Origin of the sequence: Porphyrobacter sp. MBR-155, assembly GCF_040547625.1 — a bacterium.
Classification (GTDB): Bacteria; Pseudomonadota; Alphaproteobacteria; order Sphingomonadales; family Sphingomonadaceae; genus Erythrobacter.
In genome coordinates this window covers 19,172-38,357 of record NZ_JBEPQB010000014.1, presented here as the reverse complement: position 1 = coordinate 38,357, position 19,186 = coordinate 19,172, and the positions used below count along the sequence as shown (strand labels likewise).

Genomic DNA, 19,186 nt, shown 5'->3' with positions numbered 1-19,186 from the left:
GGCGGGAATGTTAAGCAGACGCCAGTTTGTCGGTCGATCCGCCAGCGCCGTGGCGCTGGCTGGATTGAGCGTTTCGTGCACCAGGGTCGATACGCGCAACACCTTGCGGATCGTGCCCTATGCCGATCTGCAGGCGCTCGATCCGATCGTCACCACCATCGGCATTGTCCAACGCCACGCGATGATGGTGTATGATTTCCTGTTTGCCCGCGATGCTGGCGGCATGGTTCAGCCGCAAATGGTCGAAAGCTGGGATCGCAGCGCCGATGGGCTGACGTGGACATTCCGCCTGCGCGAAGGGCTGTTCTTCCATGACGGCGCGCCGGTCACGGCGGATGATGTGATCGCATCGCTGCGGCGGTGGAGCGCGCGTGATGCCTATGGCCGGCAGATATTTGCTGTCACCTCGCGGATTGCCAGCGATGATGCCCGCACGGTGCGTTGGCAGCTTGACCGGCCTTACGGATTGATGTTGCAGGCCCTGTCCAAGACCGGCGGGCCGGTTCCGGCGATCATGCCGCGGCGGCTGGCTGAAACCAGCGTGACAGCGCCAATCCGCGACACCACCGGATCAGGCCCGTTCCGGTTTGTCGATGCCGAATGGATACCGGGCGGCGTGGCTGTCTATGCCCGCAACGACCAATATGTCCCGCGCGCTGAACCGGCCAGCGGAGCTGCGGGGGGCAAGCACGTGCTGGTTGACCGGGTCGAATGGCACAATATCCGCGACCCGCAGTCCGCCGTGCTGGCGTTGGCCGCGGGCGAGGTGGATTACGTCGAAAACCCGACCGCCGAATTCCTGCCGATGCTGCGCGGTGAGGATGTTACCATCGTGCGCAACGATCCGCTGGGCACGCAGGGAATGCTGCGGATGAACCACCTGCATCCACCGTTCGACAATCCGCTCGCGCGGCAGGCACTGCTCTATCTGATCGATCAGCGGCGCTATCTGCAGGCGATGTTCGGCAACCCCGACATGACGCAGGCCTGCAACGAATTCTTCGTGTGTGGCTCGCAACTCGGCAGCACGGCGGGCATCCCCGAAGGCTTCGCACCAGACCGGGAAAAGGCACGGCAATTGCTGGCCCAATCGGGCTATGATGGCCGTCCGCTGGTGATCCTGCACCCCACCGATATCCAGTTCATGAACCTTGCCACGCTGGTGCTGGCCGATGATTTGCGCTCGATCGGGGCGAAGGTAGATTTGCAGGCGATGGATTTTGGCGCGATGTCATCCCGCCGCGCCAATCGTGCTGCGCCGGAAGACGGAGGCTGGCATATCGGGCTGACCTATTGGCCCGGCGTCGATGTGTCAGACCCGGTCGCCAATTCGCCGATGCAGGCCAATTGCGATGCGGCGTGGCCGGGCTGGCCGTGCGATCCGGCGCATCAGGCCTTGATCGACCGCTATGCCTATGCCCAGTCCGATGCCGAACGTCAGGCGCTGGCCGACCAGATTCAGGCCAGTGCATATCGGCTGTTGCCCTATGTTCCGATTGGCCTGTGGTACAATCCGATCGCCTATCGCAACAACCTGCAAGGCGTGCTGAGCGTGCCGGGCAGCAGCGTGTTCTGGAATATCACCAAGGCGCCGGCCAACCGCGCCTGACTTACGCAGGCGATGACAGCGGGAAATGGCACGCAGCAATATGCCCCCCGCCCGCGTCGACTGGTGGCGGGGCGGTGGTGGAACACACGCCTTGCGCAAACGGACAGCGCGTGTGGAACCGGCAACCCGACGGCAGATTGCTGGGGCTGGGCAGATCGCCGGTCAGGATGATCCGTTCGGCCGCATCGCGCTTGGCCGGGTCAAGGATCGGCGCGGCTGACAGCAAGGCTGCGGTATAGGGATGGCGCGGGCGGGCGAACACCGCATCGCGCGGCCCCGTCTCGACGATCTCGCCCAGATACATCACCGCCACCCGCGTGCTGATATGGCGCACCACCGCCAGATCATGGGCGATGAACAGATAGGACAGGCGGAATTCGTCCTGCAGATCCATCAGCAGATTGACCACCTGTGCTTGAATCGACACGTCCAGCGCCGATACCGGCTCGTCCAGAATGATCAGATCGGGGCGCGGCCCGATGGCGCGGGCAATGCCGATGCGCTGGCGTTGTCCGCCCGAAAATTCGTGCGGAAAGCGGTCAATCTGATCGCGCCGCAGGCCCACCCGTTCGAACAGGCGTGCCACTTCTTCGCGCAGCGCCCCCCCGCGCAGATCGGTGAAATTGCGCAAGGGTTCGGCCACCGCCTCACCCACGCTGCGGCGCGGGTTGAGCGATGCGAAGGGATCCTGAAACACCACCTGCAGCCGCCGCCGCAGCGGCCTGAGGCGGGCTTCGGGCAATTGCGAAATGTCCTCGCCATCCAGCCGGATGGTGCCGCCATCGGGCTGTTCCAGCCGCAGGATGCAGCGCCCCACGGTCGATTTGCCGCAGCCGCTTTCACCCACCAGACCCAGCGTTTCGTTGGCGGCGATGGTCAGGCTGACCCCGCTCACCGCCTGCACCGCGCCTGCGGGTTTGCCGCGCAGCTGATCGATCAGGCTGCGCGGGTGCGCAAAGCGTTTGATCAGTCCGGTCACCTCTAGCAGCGCAGTCATGCCGCACCCCCGGCCAGTTGATCATGTTTCCAGCACGCGCTCAGCCGGTCAGCGCCAACCGCGGTCAGCGGCGGGCGGTTGGTGCGGCAATGGTCGTCTGCCAGCGGGCATCTTGCGGCGAACCCGCAGCCGGGCAGGCTGCCGGCATTGTGCGGCACCGCACCGGGTATTTCGACCAGCCGCGCGTGCGCATCATCGCTGATCGCGCTATCGAGATGCGGCATCGATCCCAGCAGGCCGCGCGTATAGGGATGGCGCGGATTGCGGATAAGCGCATCGACCGGGCCTTCTTCGACCTTGCGCCCGCCATACAGCACGATCACCCGGTCGGCATTTTCGGCAACCACGCCCAGATCATGCGTGATCAGCAGGATCGCCATGCCTAGCCGTTCGCGCAGATCGCGCAGCAGTGCGAGGATTTGCGCCTGTATCGTCACGTCGAGCGCGGTGGTCGGTTCATCCGCGATCAGCACGCGCGGCCCGCACGACAGCGCCATCGCGATCATCACCCGCTGCCGCATCCCGCCCGAAAGCTGGTGCGGATATTGATCGATCCGCATATCGGCCTGCGGAATCCTCACCAGTTCCAGCACTTCGATGATGCGGGCGCGCACGGCTTCGTCGCTACCGCCTTCATGCAGACGGATCGCCTCGCCAATTTGCTGGCCGATGGTCAGCACCGGGTTGAGCGAGCTCATCGGATCCTGAAAGATCATCGCCAGATCCTTGCCGCGCACCCGCCGCAAGGCACGATCATCGAGCGAGGCGAGGTCGATCCCGTCGAGCCGGATGGTGCCTGCAACAATCTTGCCCGGAGGATCGGGAATCAGCCGCAGCGCGGCGAGCGAGGTGACGCTTTTGCCCGAACCGGATTCGCCCACCAGCGCCAGAATCTCGCCAGCATGAAGGGTCAGGCTGACATCGTCCACCGCGCGCGTGGTGCCATCGCGCCCGCGAAATTCGACCGCCAGATGGTCAATCACCAACAGGGGTTGCCGCGCGCTCATGGCTGCCCCGTGAAACGCGGATCGAAGGCATCGCGGAGTCCGTCGCCCAGAATATTGACCGACAACACCATCACCGACAGCACCAGACTGGGAAACAGCACGATATGCGGCGCCAGCTGGAACACGGTGCGGCCTTCGGAAATGATGTTCCCCCAGCTTGGCGTTTCGGGCGGGACGCCTGCGCCGATGAAGCTCAGCACAGCCTCGGTCATCACGGCTGCGGCGAACACGTAACTGGCCTGCACCAGCAGCGGGGCGAGCAGGTTGGGTACGATATGCCGATAGAGGATCACCGGCACCGATGTGCCTGCGGTGGTGGCCGCTTCGATGAACAATTGCCCGCGCAGTGCGATCACCTGCCCGCGCACCAATCGCGTCACACGCGGCACTTCGGCGATAGTGATGGCGATCACGATGCTGCGGATGCTCGGCCCGGAAATCGCCACCAGCGCGATCGCCAGCAGGATCGACGGGATTGCCATCAGGCCATCCATCACCCGCATCAAAATGCCATCGACCCAGCGGATGAAGCCCGCCAGCAGTCCCAGCAGCAGGCCGGAAAAGATCGCTGTCAGCGCCACCACGCAGCCGACCATCATCGACACCCGCGCGCCGTAAACCGTGCGGCTGAAGACATCGCGGCCGATCTGATCGGTGCCGAACCAGTACCGCGCATCGGGGTCCTGCAACCGGTCAAACGGCGCGATCAACTGCGGATCGATCGGGGCGATCAACGGCGCGGCGATCGCTGCCAGCGCCATCGCCGCCAGCAACGCCGCTCCGACTGCGGCACCGCGATGCTGCCGCATGGCCTGCGCAACCCCCGCGGTCATAGCCTGATCCTCGGATCAAACAGACCGTAGCTGAGATCGATCAGCAGATTGAGCAGCACATAGGCGACCGAAAATAGCAGGATCACGCCCTGGATCACCGGATAATCGCGGCGCAGGATCGCATCGACTGTCAGCCGCCCCACGCCGGGGATGTTGAACACGGTTTCGGTCACCACCACCCCGCTGATCAGCATGGCGAAACTGATGCCGATAATCGTGACAATCGGGATCGCCGCGTTCTTCAGCGCATGGCCGATCAGCACCCGCATCACCGGCAATCCCTTGGCCTGCGCGGTGCGGATGTAATCCTGCCGCAGCACCTCCAGCATCGCGGCGCGGGTGGTGCGCGCAATCAGCGCAGCGTTCAGCACGCCCAGCGCAAAGGCGGGCAGGATCATGTGGCGGAGGAATGGGCCGATCCCGTCCATCAACGGCTTGTATCCCTGCACCGGCAACACCGGCAGCGCGACCGCCAGCAGCAGGATCAGGCAGTAGGACAGCACAAATACTGGCACTGAAAAGCCCAGCACCGCAAACCCCATCGCCCCGCGATCAAGCCAGCTTCCGGGCTTCCACGCCGCCAGCACGCCCAGCGGGATCGCGATCAGCAATGCCACCAGCAGCGATAATACGGTAAGCGCGATGGTCGGTTCGAGCCGCTGCGCGATCAGGCTGGTGACAGGGCGGCCGGAAAACACCGATTGCCCCAGATCGCCCCGCAAAACCCCGCCACCCCACTGCAAAAACCGTTGCAGGAACGACTGATCCAGCCCCAGCGACGAACGGATGCGGGCGATTTCCTCGGCGCTCGCCTGATCGCCTGCCAGCACCGCCGCCGGATCGCCGGGGGCAAGGTAAAGCAGCGAAAACACAATGATTGCCACCAGCAACAACACCGGGATGGTCGCCACGATCCGGCGCAGGACATATTCAAGCATGGCCAAAACCGGTCAGATGGCGCGCGGGGCACCCGGCGTTCCGGCGATCTTCGATCAGTATCAGAGCCAAAATCGCCATTGCCGCAGTCCTATCGGGTATTTTCGGACAACTCAATCGGCGTGCATTATAGGGCGTTGAAGATTGACAGAGGACGGCACCCGGTAATGCAGATCGAAACGCTTGAAGCTTATTTATGGGCCACGCCGAATTCGCGCCGGGTATCGATCCTGTTTGAAGAACTGGGGCTGGAATACCGGGTCCACCCGGTCAACATCCGCGCCCGCGAACAATTTGCGCCCGCGATCCTTGCGCTCAATCCCTATGGCAAACTGCCGATTGTCACCTGGCGCGAACAGGGAGATGCGCATGTGATGACCGAGTCCGGCGCGATCCTGTTCCATTTCGGCGCGCGCGATCCGGCGATCCTGCCCCCCGGCGGTGCGGCGCGCGAAGCGGTGCTGGTGTGGCTGATGATGGCGATGACATCGCTTGGCCCGATGACCGGCAATGCCCACCACTGGACCAGCCTTGCCCCCGAACCATCGGATATCGCGATGCAACACCACGTCGCGCTGGTGCGCCGGGCTTACGCGGTGCTGGAACAGCAGCTTGCCCGCCACGATTATCTGGCCGGGGATGCCTATTCACTGGCCGATATCGCCGCCTATCCCTGGGTTGCGGTGCACGATTGGGCGCGGGTTGATCTGGCCGACTTTCCTGCGATTGCCCGGTGGCTGGAGCAGGTGGGTGCGCGCCCCGCCGTGCAGCGCGGGATGCTGGTGCCGCACGGAGAAGTTCTGGCCTGACGTTGCGCGGAGGGCCGCCGCGTTTGGGGCGGCCCTTGCCCCCGTCAACCACTCACGCGATCCGATGCTCGCCTTTAATCCACCGCAAGTTTATGTGAGACGGTGCGGAGGACCGCCGCGTTTGGGGCGACCCTGCGCCTATCAACGACTCACGCGATCCGATGTTCGCCCCGTATCCACCGCACCGTGCCAGAACTAGCGCGCATCACCACGCTTTCGGTGGTCATATAGACCTCACCCGTCAGCCGGCGGCGGCGCTTTACCCCGTCGAGCAGCGAGCCTGAGGTCACGCCGGTCGCTGCGAAGATGCAGTCACCTTTCGCCAGATCTTCCAGCTTGTAGATGCGGTTGAGATCCGTGATCCCCCACTTCTTCGCGCGGGCTTTTTCATCATCGTTGCGGAACACCAGCCGCCCGTTGAACTGCCCGCCGACGCAGCGCAAAGCCGCCGCTGCCAGCACGCCCTCGGGCGCGCCGCCCTGGCCCATATACATATCGATCGTGGTTTCCTCGTCGGTCACCGCGATCACGCCCGCGACATCGCCATCGCCGATCAGCACCACCCCGCAGCCGATCCCGCGCAGTTCCGCGATCAGTTCGGAATGGCGCGGGCGATCAAGCACGCAGACATTGATGTCGGACGGCTTCACCCCCTTGGCCGCCGCCACCGCCATCACATTTTCGGTCGCGGATTTGGCGAGGTCGATAATGCCTTCGGGGTAGCCGGGGCCGACCGCCAGCTTGTCCATGTAAACGTCAGGCGCGTTGAGCAGACAGCCCTTTTCCGCCGCCGCCAGCACCGCCAGCGCATTCGGGCCGGCCTTGGCGGTGATGGTTGTGCCTTCGAGCGGGTCGAGCGCGATGTCGATCTCCGGCCCTTTGCCGATCCCGACCTTTTCGCCAATGAACAGCATCGGCGCTTCGTCACGCTCGCCTTCGCCGATCACCACGGTGCCATCCATATAAAGATTGTCGAACGCGCGGCGCATCGCTTCGACCGCGGCGGCGTCGGCAGCCTTTTCATCGCCGCGCCCGATCAATTGCGCCGCAGCAATCGCGGCTGCTTCGGTGACGCGCACCAGTTCAAGCACCAGCACGCGCTGGATGGCGTTGTCATCAGGGGCTTGCCCCACGCCTTGATTGGCGGCGTTGCGGTCGGTAGTGGTTGGCGAGTTCATGCGCAATTCAGCCTTTTATCGCTTTGGTTGCAAAAACCTTGGGAATGCCCCCGCGCATAGGCTGATGGAGACGGGTTTGTCGAGCAATGCCATTCCTGTTGCGCCGGGTTTCCGTAACGTCATGCTGTTTTTGGCCCTCTCAGCTGCGGCGCTGGTGATCAGCGATCCTGTGGCCGCACAGGATGACACCGCCGCGACAGCGCCCGCCGCTGAAACGCCGCCGCCACCGGCCCCTTCGCCACCAGCCCCGCCGCCGCGCCCGCGCATCAATGTGCTGGTCACCGTGCCGCGCGGTGAGGTTAATCAGGCGCAGGCAATCGAATGCGAAGACCGCGCCGATGCGGGTACGATCAGCGGCGAAATCGTGGTGTGCCGCCAGATCGCCGATGATGGCAGCAATTCCTTGAGCGGCAGCCGCAAGAATGCGCAGAAACGCTACGCCGAAGAAACCGCGTTTGCGGATGTGCCGCGTGCACCAGAGGCGTTCGGGATTCCCAACCACGGCAATTCCATCGGCTTTGGCTCTGTGCCGCCGCCCGCACTGATGATCGATGTCACCGCGCTGCCCAAAGCTCCCGCCGGTTCCGATGCAGACCGGATCGCGCGCGGATTGCCGCCGCTGGATCAGGATCGCGAATTGTCCGAGGAAGAGGAAAAGGCCCGGCGTGAGGCGGCAGGGATCAGGACGGTGATTCCCCCGCGCGGGAAGAAGAAGGGCGGTTAGGGCACCGCAATGTTCTGGCATGGCATAAGCGCCGCAATGCTGCTGGCGGCCAACGCACCGCCCCGGTTGCCGCCTCCATTTCAGCCGCCCGCATCGGCGTCGCGCCTTCCGCCCCGCTCGACTTCGCCGACGCCTGCGCCCGCGCCGGAACGCATTCCGATCGATCTGGGGCCGGAGGAACCGAGCGCCGCGCCGCCCGATCAGATCGACATTCTCGTACCGCCGCCCGCGCCCGAAGCGGCCAATGCGGCCTTGATCAAGGAATGCGCGGACCAGCAGGACGCGGGCGTGGTCGCGGGGGAAATCGTGGTGTGCCGCGCGCTGGAGGTGGACACCTCGCAGCTCTACAGCGGCAGCCGTGAGGCGTGGCTGAAAGACTATGCCGAACGCACACAAGGCGCGGGAACGATTGCCCCGCCTGACGTGGCTGGCCCCGGCATCTTTCGCGGGCCTGCCACGATCAGCGGGCTGTGCTTTTTCCCGCCCTGTCCCGATCCACCCGCGCTGATCGTAGATGTGGAGGCGATCCCGCCTCCGCCTGCCGGGTCTGACGCGGAACGGGTGGCGCAGGGGCTGGCTCCGCTGGAATCGGACGATGCCCCGCTATCGGACGAGGCGCGGCGGCGACTCGAAGCGGAGTTGGGGTTGCCGGAGGTGGGCGAGGCTCCACCACCAAAATAGCTGCGAGTCCCCGCGCAGGCGGGGGCCTCCATCGGTTTGGGGCTATATCGCCTGAGATCCCCGCCTGCGCGGGGATTCATAAATGCTACAACGGCAAAATCGGCAGCACCAGCGGATCGCCGGTCAGGCTGTCCGATCCTTCGAGCAGCGCGAGCGCAGCGGTGACGTTGGCTTCCTGCCCTTCATGCGTGACCATCGCCACCATCACCTCACCCGCATCATGGCCGCGGCCTTGCTGGATCAGGCTTTCGATCGAAACATTGCCATCGCGCATCGCGGCGGTGATTTCGGCCAGCACGCCGGGCCGGTCTTTGACCATGAAGCGCAGATAGGTGCGTTCGGTGCGGTGGCCGGGTTCGGCAGGCGGCATGGCGGCAAGCTGCGCGACGGGGATCGAGAACGGCGCGCCCACTTCGTCGCGGGCGATGTCGATCAGGTCAGCCGCCACCGCGCTTGCGGTCGGGCCGTCGCCCGCGCCTGCGCCCTGAAACAGCAGGCGCCCGGAAAAATTGCCCTCAGCCACCACCGCGTTGGTCGCGCCGTCGACCGCACTTAAGGGGTGGCCCTTGGCGACGAGGCACGGGCGCACGCGCTGCAGCAGGCGCGGGCCTGCGGGGGTTTCTTCGACATCGGCCTCACCGATCAACCGGATGACGAAACCGAGCGCATCGGCCTGAGCAATATCAGCGGCGCGCACCTGCGTGATGCCATTGACCCGCACCCCGGCAAAATCGATCCGCGTGCCGAACCCGATCGCCGCGAGAATCGCCAGCTTGTGCGCCGCGTCCACGCCCTCGATATCGAAGGCCGGATCAGCCTCGGCAAAGCCCAGCCGCTGCGCCTCGGCCAGCACGTCAGCGAAATCCGCGCCGGTGCGCTCCATCGTCGACAGGATATAATTGCAGGTGCCATTGAGGATGCCGTAAACCTTGGTCAGCGCATTGGCCGATGTGCCTTCGCGCAGGCCTTTGATCACGGGAATGCCGCCGCCCACTGCGGCTTCGAATTTCAGCGGAACGCCCGCCGCCTCGGCAAGCTGTGCCAATTCCAGCCCGTGATGCGCCACCATCGCCTTGTTGGCGGTGACGAGGCCTTTGCCCGCCGTCAGCGCCGCGCGCGAGAGGGCGAGCGCCGGGCCATCCGACCCGCCGACCAGTTCCACCACCACATCCACATCACCGCGTCGCGCCAGCGCGGTCATGTCGTCTTCCCACGCAAAGCGGCCGATATCGACGCCGCGATCCTTGCTCCGGTCACGCGCGCTGACGGATACCACTTCGATCGCCCGCCCCGCGCGCGCCGCGATCAGCGTGGCGTTGGTATCGAGCAGCCGGATAACGCCCGCGCCCACTGTGCCGAGCCCGGCGATGGCAATGCGCAAAGGCTTGGGTTGCGGGGCAGCGGTATCGGGCAAGCGGTCCTCCATGATTAACCGGAAACGCCGCTTAACCTGCGTCCGCGCGCGGTCAAGCCGCGAGGTGACTAGGGCAGCTCAGGTAATCCGCCGCTCGCAGGCTCCAAGCTGGCTGATGACAAAGGCATAATCCGCCGCCGCAAGCCGTCGTTCGGACGGATCCCGCGCGAGGTTGGTGCTGCTCGGCAGTTGCGCGGGCAGGGCGCAGGCGAGGCGATACCAGCGCAGCGTTTCAGGCGCGGGCGGGCGCGCCGCCGCATCGATGATTTCGCCCCAAGACACGCCCCACTGCACCTGCTGGCCCGGACGGCGCAGGATGGTGAGCGACACCGGCGCGCGGCTTTCGGTGGCGAGGAAGATCTGCGTCTCCGATTCGCCGGTCAGGGTGCCTGCCACCGCCAGCGCATCGCTGATCCCGGTGATTCGCGGGACTGGATCGGCGGCGTAAAGCTCGGTCAGGATCGGGCGCAGCCGGGCCTCCAGTTCGGGCGTGTAGTCCAATTGCGCCTTGGGCGCGATCAGCCGCACTTCGCCTGGCCGACCCGGCACCGGGTCGGCAAACAGCACCATTTCGCGGTTCTTGAGCTTGGGCACCTTGCCCTTCGCGTCCAGCGGCACGTCAACCAGATAGGCCAGCGCCGACCCGGCACCGCTGCGTCCGGCGATCACCGCCAGCGTGTTTGCTTCTATAAAAAGCCGGGCGAATCCCGGTGCCAGACCGGGTGCACGTTCGGGCTTGAGCGTGGTCTGGCGGCGAATCTGGACGCGAATAACCAGGTCAGCCGCGTCCGAAAGTGTCGCCAAATCGGCATAAGTCGGACTATTTATTGCCGTTGGCGCAACCGCGCTTGCACCCTGTGCATGGGCCGCGCCGGGCACCATTACAAGGCTGGCTGCGACCCAAGTAAGTGCCCTTAGAGGTCTGAAAAATTGTGTTAAATTACCGTTAACATAGTGGTTCATGGTGGCATCCATTGATCGGCTTTGAACCTGCATTCTAGCAGCCCCGGTTGGACATTGCTTGCAGTGAATTGGCGCTGAACCGCAAAAGCGTTTGATCGACTGGGGGATGCTCGTTAAAGCCCTGAGTGCTGACCATGTGGGACTGGGGACATTGCCACACGGACAGCTCAGGTTGCGCTTTGGGCGATTGCGTTCAGGGCGTGCCAGTCGGGAGAGGTTTGGGCGATGCGCGATATTGGCGATTGCTCTTTCTGTTACTTCCGGCATGGGAGGACCAAAATAATCGGGATCTGCTCACTGGCCTGATTGGCCGGAGAGTGGGGAGTGTGCCGATCGCATGATCGGCGAGTAATTGGAGAGAAAGCGCTGGATGTCCTACGCTGACCAACAACAAGGATTGACCGGCCCCAAGCTCGTCGCAATGATTATCGCGCTCGCGATAGTCGGTGGCGTCGGGGCAGGTATGGTGATCTTTCTTGCCGTCGACGCGGTCAAAGAGATAGTCGAACGCGTCACCACCGTGAACGTTGAGGAAGAGCCGCCGCCACCGGACGAGCCACCGCCACCACCAGAAAACATTCCGGAACCGACGTCGCCGCCGCCGCCTGTGGCGCCGCCGCCGATGATCAATATTGCGCCGAATCCGCCGCAGATTGAAACGATACCGATTCCGCCACCGCCGCAGCCGACAAACGTCCGCCCAAGCGTGGTAGAGGCGCCTCCGGGGCCGCCGGCCCCGCCGTCGAAAGCGCGCGGTGCCCGCACCAAGAACGAACGTAGCTGGGCTGCCCGCATTCAGGAAAACTACCCGCCCCGCGCCTTGCGGGAAGAGGTTGAAGGCACTGTGGGCGTGCGTGTGACTGTCACCGTTGACGGTCGCGCGACAGGCTGTTCGGTAACTGCGTCAAGCGGGTCGAGCATTCTGGATCAGGCCGCCTGCACCGGGATGGAGCGTTACGCACGCTTCGAGCCTGCGCTGAATGATGCCGGCGACCCGACCACGGGCAGCTATTCGACTCGCATTACCTATCGTTTGAACTGACGGACAATCCGGCTGGCGGCACCACCGCTTGCCACTGGAACAATTCTTTCAAGAGGACTTTTCGCAATGAACCTTACCCTTCTCGCCGCGGCCGCCGCGGAAGCAGCGCCTGAAAACAAGTTCGGCTTCGTCGAAGCCATGGAGCAGGGCGGCCCGGTCGCCTGGTCGATCCTTGCCGTGCTGGTGATCATGAGCATCGGCTCGTTCTACATTCTGTTCACCAAGCTGTTCGAGCAGAGCAAGATCATGCGTCAGTACAAGACCGTGCAGTCGAGCTTCTGGCGTGCTGGCACCCTCAAGGAAGGCGCGGCCAAGCTGGAAAAGAACAGCGCGTGGCGCCAGCTCGCAGACGATGCGGTCAAGGCTCAGGAAGAGCATGGCAAGATGACCGACAGCCTCGAATCGCATGATTACATGCACGGTTCGCTGCAGCGTTCGGAAGATTCGATCAACGCTGTGCTCGCGGGCGGCCTGCCGTTCCTTGCATCGGTTGGTGCGACCGCGCCGTTCGTTGGTCTGCTCGGCACGGTGATCGGGATTTACCGCGCGCTCATCAACATCGGGATCGCAGGGTCGGCCTCGATCGACAAGGTCGCTGGCCCGGTCGGTGAAGCGCTGATCATGACTGCCATCGGTCTGCTGGTCGCTGTGCCTGCGGTGCTTGCGTTCAACTGGCTGCAGTCGCGCAACCGTCGTATCGGCGAGCTGCTGAGCAGCTTCTCGACCGACATTCTGGCCTTCATCAACTCGAACGGCGCGGTGAAGCCGGCGGTAACCGCCGCTCCGGCGGCCAAGCCTGTTGCCAAGCCTGTCGCGTCGGGCACCAAGGCCTGATTGCCATTGTCGCAAACCGGCGGGGGTGCCTTTCCGGGTGCTCCCGTCGCTTTACCGGGCGGGGATTCTGATAAGAACCGCCGCCAGTTCGTAATCTTCAAGTCAATATTTTGACAGGCTAGGAATTCACAATGGCGATTTCGACGGGAGGCGGGGGCGATACCCCAATGTCCGACATCAACACCACGCCGCTGGTGGACGTGATGCTGGTGCTCCTGATCATCTTCCTCATCGCGGTTCCGGTGGCGATCCAGACGATCGAAAAGCTGGAAATCCCGGTGTTCGAATCGATCGAATCGAAGGACAAGGTTGAAAACCTGCTCCTCACCGTCAGCACCACCGACGGGGGCGGCCGCAGTGCCGGGGAACCGGGCTTTAACGGTGCCTCGCGTGAGGGTGACTGCCGGGTCTATTTCAACAACATCACCCCGGTTTCGTCCGAGGAATTGCAGAAGATGGCGTTCGACCGCCTCGATGCAATCGTCAAGCGGGCGGGTGGGCCTGAAGCCCTGATGGAAAACCCCGATCAGATCCCGCAGGTGCATATCCGCGGCGACGTAAACGCACCGTGGAAATGCGTGGCGGGCGCGATCTACAATGTTCAAATGGCTGGCTATCCGATCGTCGGGTTCATCTCGAACCCGGTCGAACCGGGTATCTGATCCGTCAAGCAATCTAAGGAGTAACTGCCATGGGGATGTCCGGAGGTAAGCTCGACGGCCAACCAATGCTCGACATGAACATGACGCCGCTGATCGACGTTCTGCTCGTTCTGCTGATCATGTTCATCATTACAATTCCGGTGGCGACCCACTCGGTCGACATCGATCTGCCGCAGCCGGATCCCAATCCGCCGCCGGTGATAATCGAACCGGTCAAGAACAAGCTGGTGCTGACACCCCAGGATCAGATCCTGTGGAACGGCACGGCGATCACCGAAGGCCAGCTGCGCACCATCCTCGCTGAATCGACCAAGATGACGCCTGAGCCCGAACTGCAGTTCGAGCCTGAGGCGCTGGCCAGCTACAGCCTGTCGGCGCGTGTGCTGCAAGACATCAAGGTGTCGGGCGTGACCAAATTCGGGTTTGTCGGCAACGACAAGTATCGCGAATTCGGCAAGTAAGTTTGCCGGGTCTAGGGGTGCCTTAGGGTGCCCTTAGGGGTGGCTTAGAGGGGCGCTGCGAGGGATCGCGGCGCCCTTTTTGCGTCGCGCAGGCCAATGTTTCACGTGAAACATTTGTGGGGTAATGCCGCCAATCAATCCCCCTCGCGCTGCAAGTCAGGGCGCATCGCCGCCGCAATCAACCCCTCGGCCTCAAGCAGCAATTCATCATCCACCGCGCCTTGCGGCACCGCCTCGCGCCCGATCATGGTCATCACCGGCACCGCCAGCGGGGACACCCGGTCAAGCGTCACATGAACCAGTTCACGCGCAGACCGCTCAAGCAAATCCGCGAGCCGCCCCACGTCGGTCATCCGCGCTCGCGCATCGGCCCAGGCCGCTTCGATCAGAACGTGATCGGGCTCATATTTTCGCAGCACGTCGTAGATCAGATCGGTCGAGAAGGTCACTTGCTTGCCCGTCTTCCGCGTGCCCGGATGCTGGCGTTCGATCAGCCCGCTGATCACCGCCACCTCGCGGAAAGCGCGGCGCAACAGGTGGCTTTCTGTCACCCATGCGGTGAATTCATCGGTCAGAATATCGGACGATAACAGCGGCACAGGGTCGGTGATCGGCCTCAGCCCCCACACCGCCAGACAGTAATCATTGGCGACAAACCCGCCCGGCAACAGCCCGCGATCTTCCATCCGCCGGGTGATCAGCATCCCCAGTGACTGGTTCGCGTTCCAGCCCGCAAAAGTATAATAGGCGGCGTAATGCTTGCCCGCGTGGGGGAAGCTTTCGACCAGCAATTCGCCCGGTGCGGGCAGGCGGCTGCGGTAATCCTGCATCTCCAGCCATTCGCGCACATCATCGGGAAACCGCCCCCAGCCCGCGCGGTCAGCCAGCATCGCCTGCACCCGCGTTGCCAGATGCGTGGTGAGCGGCAGACGCAGCCCGCCATAGGATGGAATAGTCGCGCTTTTCTTGGCCGCGCGCACCACCACGTCCATGTCCTTGAGGCTCTCCACTTCAAGGCTCACGCCTGCAAAGAAGAAGGTATCGCCGGGGGAAAGCTGCGCGGCAAAGCGCTCCTCGACCTTGCCCAGGCTGCGCCCGTTCTTGAAGCGCACGGTCAACATTTCGGAATCGACGATGATCCCGGCATTCATCCGGTGGCGCTGCGCCTGATTGGGGTGGGCGAGCCGCCACACACCTGATTTGTCGCGCACAATCCGCTGGAACCGGTCATAGGCCTTGAGCGCATAGCCGCCGTTCGAAACAAACTGCAGCACACGTCGAAACGTCGCGTCATCCAGCCCGCTATAGGCGAGGGCAGAGCGAACCTCCGCCAGCAACGCGACCTCATCGAACGGCCCCGCGCAGGCGCAAGCCATGATGTGCTGGGCGAGTACGTCGAGCCCGCCGGGGCGAAACGTCGCGCCATCGCGCTGCCCCTGATCGACCGCGTCCTTGGCCGCCATCGCTTCGAGAAACTCAAACCGATTGCCCGGCACCAGCACCGCGCGGCTCGGCGTATCGAGCCGGTGGCCCGCGCGTCCGATCCGCTGGAGCAGGCGTGATGAACCCTTGGGCGCGCCCATCTGAACCACCAAATCAATATCGCCCCAGTCGACCCCCAGATCGAGGCTGGCGGTGCACACCAGCGCGCGCAATTCACCGCGCGCCATCGCCTCTTCAACCTTCCGGCGCGCCTCGGTGGAGAGGCTGCCGTGGTGGATGCCGATGGGCAGGTGATCGGCGTTCTCCTCCCACAGGCACTGGAAGATGAACTCGGCCAGAAACCGCGTATTGGTGAACACCAGCGTCGTGCGATTGGCCTTTATGGCTTCGTAAAGCTGCGGCACCGCCCAGCGTCCGGCATGCCCGCCCCACGGCACGCGTTCTTCGACGGGGAGCAGGATTTCCACCTCTGGCGCAGCGCCAGCCTCGCCCAGCACCAGATCAGCCGCTGCGATTTCGCCCTCTGCGCTAGCCGATTGGGGCGCGAGCCATTCCTGAAAGGCGCGCGGGTTGGCCAGCGTCGCTGACAGCGCGGCGCGCTGCGCTTGCGGGGCGAGCGCGTGCAATCGTGCAAGGCTGAGCGCCAGCAGATCGCCGCGCTTGTCGGTGGCAAAGGCGTGGACTTCGTCGATCACGATCCGCCGCAGCCCGGCGAACAGATCAGCGCTTTCGGGATAGGACAGCAGCAGCGACAGGCTTTCGGGCGTGGTCAACAGCACATGCGGCGGGCGTTCCCGCTGGCGCTTCTTGCGGTTCGATGGGGTATCGCCGCTGCGGGTTTCAACCCGGATGGGCAGGCCGATGTCCTCGATCGGGGTGAGCAGATTGCGCTTCACATCCTGCGCCAACGCCTTCAGCGGTGAGACGTAGAGCGTGTGGAGGCCATCGCCTGGCACCGCGCCTGCAGAGGGGGCAAAGTCGCACAAAGTCGGCAGAAACCCGGCAAGCGTCTTGCCCGCGCCCGTATCGGCGACGAGCAGCGCGTCGCGACCCGCGCGGGCCTTTGCCAGCATCTCCACCTGATGCCGCCGCACCCGCCACCCGGCCTTCGCAAACCACGCGGCGATTTCTGGCGGGATGGGCGCGGCAGGATCGGGCGGGGTCACGTCATTCGAAGTCGGAATCGCCTTCATCGCGGTTCAGATTGGCCTCGATTTCCTCGACGCTGTAGCCGGTCATTTCCGCCACCCGCGCGCGCTCTTCCGGCGAAAGATCGGCAAAGCTGCGCACCGCCGGAAGATCGGCCACGCTTTCGGCTATGCGTGCTTCCATATCGCCCATCATCCCCATCAGCGCGGGCATGGCGTCCATGCTGGCAGCCATGATGCGCGGATCGCTCGCCATCAGGAAGCTTTCGCGCGCATATTTCGCGCCGGCCGGGGTGGAAAAGAATGCGTCAATCTCCGCAAGGTCGCTGTCGGAAAAGCGGATCGCATAAAGCTCGGCCATCGCCTTGCGCATCCCCGGCTCCATCAGGGTCATCACATCCTTCATCATCGCCGGGATTATCGCCATTTCGCGTTGTTGGCGTTCGGCCCATGCCGGGTCAAACAGGCTGGCGAGTTCAGCCGCCTGATCCTCGCCAAGATCGAGTGCGTAGGGCGGAAGCCCGATCTGCCTTGCCAGCGTAGTGGTCGCGCCATCGGGCGCTGCCGCCATCATCGGGCCCATCACGCCATTGTACACCTTGTCCATCATCTCGGCCATGGTGCCTTCGGGGATGACCTTGGCGATCAACTGCTCGGCTGCGGGAAGCCGCGCTTGCTGTTCGGCGGTCAGCGGTTCGGCGGTGAACATCCCGCTGAACATATCGGTCATCGCGGCCAGTTGATCCGCTTCGCTTGGTGCGCTTGGCGCGGCATCCTGCGCAGCGAGCGCGGGTGTTGCGACAAGCAGGGCCAAGCCTGCGGCGGCGGCGGTCAGCGAACGCATGATCATTCAATCTCCCGTGTTGCGAGCGCTTTATACCAAAGCTCGATGCGTATCATTCATCGAATTTTGGTTAAGCCCGTGCGGTGCCCCGCGCATTCCCAGCGCGTGATGCGTCAGCATCTCAGCGCGCTGGAACTAATGCCCGACACTGTCCCCGCGTTCCAGCCCCGACAGCGCCAGTTGTTCGTCAATCTGCGCCAGCAGCCGATCGAGCCCCTCTGCGCTCTCGCTCTCCGCGCGGGCGACCAGCACGTCCTGCGTGTTCGATGCCCGCAGCAGCCACCACCCGTCAGCGGTGTTGACCCGCACGCCGTCGGTCGCGTTGACACTTTCAACAGCCGGGCCGGGGTTGGTGGTGAGGCGCGCGGTAATTTCCGCCATCGCGGCGAATTTGCGCGTCTCGTCTACCTGAAACCGCAGTTCGGGGGTGTTGAGCATTACCGGGATCGCCCCGCGCAATTCGGTCACCGATTTGCCCAGCCGCGCTGATGCCGCCAGCAGCCGCACCCCTGCGTAAAGCGCATCGTCAAAGCCGTAATAGGTATCGGCAAAGAACACATGCCCGCTCATCTCGCCAGCCAGCGGCGCGCCAGTTTCCTTCATTTTGGACTTAATCAGCGAATGGCCGGTCTTCCACATCAGCGGCTCTCCGCCAAGCTCAGCCACCCGGTCAAACAGCGCGCGGCTGGCCTTCACATCGGCGATAATGGTCGCATTCGGACGGGTTTTGAGCAGGTCTTCGGCATAGATCATCAACAGCTGATCGCCCCAGATCACCCGGCCTGTGCCGTCGATCGCGCCAATCCGGTCGCCATCGCCGTCAAAAGCTACTCCGAAATCGAGGTTCTTGTCCGCGACGAGCGCGCGCAAATCGGCAAGGTTCGCCTCCACAGTCGGATCAGGATGGTGATTGGGAAAATGTCCGTCAACTTCGGTAAACAACAGGTGGTGTTCCCCCGGCAGCCGGGCCGCCAGCGCTTCGAGCGCGGGGCCGGCCGAGCCGTTCCCCGCATCCCAGCCGACGCGCAGCCCGGCGAGCGCAGCGGGATCGATTCCGGCCAATCCTTCGAGCAGGCGCTCGATATACTCGCCCATGACGTCGCGCGTGATGATGTTGCCCGCGCCACTGGCGAACGCCCCGCTTGCGGCCAGTTGCCCAAGCTTCTGGATATCGGCGCCGAAGAACGGCCGGCCAAGAAATACCATCTTGAAGCCATTATAATTGGGGGGATTGTGGCTGCCAGTTATCTGAATGCCGCCATCCACTTCTTCGGCTGAGGCTTCGGCATAATACAGCATCGGGGTGGCGCTCAGGCCGATCCGCACCACGTCACATCCGCTCGCGGTCAAGCCTTCGACCAGCGCGTGTTCGAGCATTGGTGAGCTTACCCGCCCGTCATACCCCACCGCGACAGTATTGCCGCCTTCTGCGCGCAGCATGGTGCCAAATGCCCGCCCAATCGCGCGCGCATCATCCGCGCCCAGCGTTTCACCGATGATCCCGCGAATGTCGTATTCGCGCAGCATGGTGGGGTGAAAATGGTGCTGCATGAGAAGATTGCCCCTTGATTGCTCCGTCAGTCTGGCCTGCGACTGGACGG

The 19,186-nt window shown here is 63.9% G+C and carries 18 protein-coding genes; 8 read left to right on the top strand and 10 right to left on the bottom strand.

Features of this window, described 5'->3' with window-relative positions:
- Window positions 1-7: 7 nt before the first annotated feature.
- Window positions 8-1,609, top strand: coding sequence for an ABC transporter substrate-binding protein (locus tag ABIE62_RS13800; protein WP_354326859.1), 1,602 nt, complete (start codon window positions 8-10; stop codon window positions 1,607-1,609).
- A gap of 1 nt (window position 1,610) precedes the next feature.
- Here the strand turns inward: ABIE62_RS13800 and ABIE62_RS13795 are convergent, their stop codons facing one another.
- Genes ABIE62_RS13795 through ABIE62_RS13780 form a run of 4 tightly spaced genes read right to left on the bottom strand, consistent with a single transcriptional unit; the run spans window position 1,611 to window position 5,384 of the window.
- Entirely contained in the window at window positions 1,611-2,606 is a 996-nt protein-coding gene (locus ABIE62_RS13795) for an ABC transporter ATP-binding protein (RefSeq protein ID WP_354326857.1), read from the bottom strand.
- A complete protein-coding gene (locus ABIE62_RS13790; protein ID WP_354326855.1) occupies window positions 2,603-3,613 on the bottom strand; it encodes an ABC transporter ATP-binding protein in 1,011 nt (336 codons plus the stop codon). The genes ABIE62_RS13795 and ABIE62_RS13790 overlap by 4 nt, the downstream gene beginning before the upstream one ends.
- Window positions 3,610-4,446, bottom strand: a complete 837-nt coding sequence (locus ABIE62_RS13785; protein ID WP_354326853.1) for an ABC transporter permease — start codon at window positions 4,444-4,446, stop codon at window positions 3,610-3,612. The genes ABIE62_RS13790 and ABIE62_RS13785 overlap by 4 nt, the downstream gene beginning before the upstream one ends.
- Complete coding sequence (locus ABIE62_RS13780) at window positions 4,443-5,384, bottom strand: ABC transporter permease (protein WP_354326851.1); 942 nt, start codon at window positions 5,382-5,384, stop codon at window positions 4,443-4,445. The genes ABIE62_RS13785 and ABIE62_RS13780 overlap by 4 nt, the downstream gene beginning before the upstream one ends.
- 135 nt (window positions 5,385-5,519) lie before the next feature.
- Here ABIE62_RS13780 and ABIE62_RS13775 point away from each other — a divergent pair, with 135 nt between their 5' ends.
- Window positions 5,520-6,191, top strand: coding sequence for a glutathione S-transferase family protein (locus ABIE62_RS13775; protein ID WP_354326849.1), 672 nt, complete (start codon window positions 5,520-5,522; stop codon window positions 6,189-6,191).
- Window positions 6,192-6,340: 149 nt separating this feature from the next.
- Here ABIE62_RS13775 and glpX read toward each other — a convergent pair whose 3' ends face one another.
- Complete coding sequence (gene glpX, locus ABIE62_RS13770; RefSeq protein ID WP_354326848.1) at window positions 6,341-7,369, bottom strand: class II fructose-bisphosphatase; 1,029 nt, start codon at window positions 7,367-7,369, stop codon at window positions 6,341-6,343.
- 64 nt (window positions 7,370-7,433) lie between these two features.
- Here glpX and ABIE62_RS13765 point away from each other — a divergent pair, with 64 nt between their 5' ends.
- Both ABIE62_RS13765 and ABIE62_RS13760 read left to right on the top strand, forming a co-directional pair.
- Window positions 7,434-8,093 carry a hypothetical protein gene (locus ABIE62_RS13765; protein WP_354326846.1) on the top strand — a complete coding sequence of 220 codons (660 nt, stop codon included), beginning with the start codon at window positions 7,434-7,436 and terminating at the stop codon, window positions 8,091-8,093.
- Window positions 8,094-8,102: 9 nt separating this feature from the next.
- A complete protein-coding gene (locus tag ABIE62_RS13760; protein WP_354326844.1) occupies window positions 8,103-8,774 on the top strand; it encodes a hypothetical protein in 672 nt (223 codons plus the stop codon).
- Window positions 8,775-8,859: 85 nt separating this feature from the next.
- On the opposite strand, the gene ABIE62_RS13755 is transcribed toward ABIE62_RS13760, so the two are convergent.
- Both ABIE62_RS13755 and ABIE62_RS13750 read right to left on the bottom strand, forming a co-directional pair.
- On the bottom strand, window positions 8,860-10,200 hold the full coding sequence (locus ABIE62_RS13755) for a homoserine dehydrogenase (RefSeq protein ID WP_354326842.1): 1,341 nt from the start codon (window positions 10,198-10,200) through the stop codon (window positions 8,860-8,862).
- A 66-nt stretch (window positions 10,201-10,266) separates the two neighbouring features.
- Window positions 10,267-10,992 (bottom strand): hypothetical protein, encoded by a 726-nt coding sequence (locus ABIE62_RS13750; protein ID WP_354326841.1) that lies wholly within the window; start codon window positions 10,990-10,992, stop codon window positions 10,267-10,269.
- Window positions 10,993-11,521: 529 nt separating this feature from the next.
- Between ABIE62_RS13750 and ABIE62_RS13745 the strand changes: the two genes are divergently transcribed.
- The 4 genes from ABIE62_RS13745 (at window position 11,522) to ABIE62_RS13730 (ending at window position 14,150) form a co-directional block, all read left to right on the top strand.
- Window positions 11,522-12,193: a TonB family protein gene (locus ABIE62_RS13745; RefSeq protein ID WP_354326839.1), complete on the top strand. Its 672-nt coding sequence runs from the start codon at window positions 11,522-11,524 to the stop codon at window positions 12,191-12,193.
- Window positions 12,194-12,259: 66 nt separating this feature from the next.
- Window positions 12,260-13,027: a MotA/TolQ/ExbB proton channel family protein gene (locus ABIE62_RS13740; protein ID WP_354326837.1), complete on the top strand. Its 768-nt coding sequence runs from the start codon at window positions 12,260-12,262 to the stop codon at window positions 13,025-13,027.
- A gap of 131 nt (window positions 13,028-13,158) precedes the next feature.
- Entirely contained in the window at window positions 13,159-13,689 is a 531-nt protein-coding gene (locus tag ABIE62_RS13735) for an ExbD/TolR family protein (RefSeq protein ID WP_354326835.1), read from the top strand.
- Between the two features lie 29 nt (window positions 13,690-13,718).
- Window positions 13,719-14,150 carry an ExbD/TolR family protein gene (locus tag ABIE62_RS13730; RefSeq protein ID WP_354326833.1) on the top strand — a complete coding sequence of 144 codons (432 nt, stop codon included), beginning with the start codon at window positions 13,719-13,721 and terminating at the stop codon, window positions 14,148-14,150.
- Window positions 14,151-14,284: 134 nt separating this feature from the next.
- On the opposite strand, the gene ABIE62_RS13725 is transcribed toward ABIE62_RS13730, so the two are convergent.
- The 3 genes from ABIE62_RS13725 to pgmG all read right to left on the bottom strand — a co-directional run bounded on the left by ABIE62_RS13725 (window position 14,285) and on the right by pgmG (window position 19,136).
- Window positions 14,285-16,786 carry a ligase-associated DNA damage response DEXH box helicase gene (locus ABIE62_RS13725; protein WP_354326831.1) on the bottom strand — a complete coding sequence of 834 codons (2,502 nt, stop codon included), beginning with the start codon at window positions 16,784-16,786 and terminating at the stop codon, window positions 14,285-14,287.
- A complete protein-coding gene (locus ABIE62_RS13720; RefSeq protein ID WP_354326829.1) occupies window positions 16,761-17,591 on the bottom strand; it encodes a DUF2059 domain-containing protein in 831 nt (276 codons plus the stop codon). The genes ABIE62_RS13725 and ABIE62_RS13720 overlap by 26 nt, the downstream gene beginning before the upstream one ends.
- 129 nt (window positions 17,592-17,720) lie before the next feature.
- Window positions 17,721-19,136 (bottom strand): phosphoglucomutase/phosphomannomutase PgmG, encoded by a 1,416-nt coding sequence (pgmG, locus tag ABIE62_RS13715; protein WP_354326827.1) that lies wholly within the window; start codon window positions 19,134-19,136, stop codon window positions 17,721-17,723.
- Between the last annotated feature and the right edge of the window lie 50 nt (window positions 19,137-19,186).

Bases quoted from the DNA above. Each gene is read 5' to 3' on its own strand.
- ABIE62_RS13725 (WP_354326831.1), bottom strand. From the start codon at position 16,786: ATGAAGGCGATTCCGACTTCGAATGACGTGACCCCGCCCGATCCTGCC.
- ABIE62_RS13765 (WP_354326846.1), top strand. From the start codon at position 7,434: ATGGAGACGGGTTTGTCGAGCAATGCCATTCCTGTTGCGCCGGGTTTC.
- ABIE62_RS13745 (WP_354326839.1), top strand. From the start codon at position 11,522: ATGTCCTACGCTGACCAACAACAAGGATTGACCGGCCCCAAGCTCGTC.
- pgmG (WP_354326827.1), bottom strand. From the start codon at position 19,136: ATGCAGCACCATTTTCACCCCACCATGCTGCGCGAATACGACATTCGC.
- ABIE62_RS13800 (WP_354326859.1), top strand. From the start codon at position 8: ATGTTAAGCAGACGCCAGTTTGTCGGTCGATCCGCCAGCGCCGTGGCG.
- ABIE62_RS13785 (WP_354326853.1), bottom strand. From the start codon at position 4,446: ATGACCGCGGGGGTTGCGCAGGCCATGCGGCAGCATCGCGGTGCCGCA.
- ABIE62_RS13795 (WP_354326857.1), bottom strand. From the start codon at position 2,606: ATGACTGCGCTGCTAGAGGTGACCGGACTGATCAAACGCTTTGCGCAC.
- glpX (WP_354326848.1), bottom strand. From the start codon at position 7,369: ATGAACTCGCCAACCACTACCGACCGCAACGCCGCCAATCAAGGCGTG.
- ABIE62_RS13755 (WP_354326842.1), bottom strand. From the start codon at position 10,200: ATGGAGGACCGCTTGCCCGATACCGCTGCCCCGCAACCCAAGCCTTTG.
- ABIE62_RS13760 (WP_354326844.1), top strand. From the start codon at position 8,103: ATGTTCTGGCATGGCATAAGCGCCGCAATGCTGCTGGCGGCCAACGCA.
- ABIE62_RS13735 (WP_354326835.1), top strand. From the start codon at position 13,159: ATGGCGATTTCGACGGGAGGCGGGGGCGATACCCCAATGTCCGACATC.
- ABIE62_RS13730 (WP_354326833.1), top strand. From the start codon at position 13,719: ATGGGGATGTCCGGAGGTAAGCTCGACGGCCAACCAATGCTCGACATG.
- ABIE62_RS13740 (WP_354326837.1), top strand. From the start codon at position 12,260: ATGAACCTTACCCTTCTCGCCGCGGCCGCCGCGGAAGCAGCGCCTGAA.
- ABIE62_RS13720 (WP_354326829.1), bottom strand. From the start codon at position 17,591: ATGATCATGCGTTCGCTGACCGCCGCCGCCGCAGGCTTGGCCCTGCTT.
- ABIE62_RS13790 (WP_354326855.1), bottom strand. From the start codon at position 3,613: ATGAGCGCGCGGCAACCCCTGTTGGTGATTGACCATCTGGCGGTCGAA.
- ABIE62_RS13780 (WP_354326851.1), bottom strand. From the start codon at position 5,384: ATGCTTGAATATGTCCTGCGCCGGATCGTGGCGACCATCCCGGTGTTG.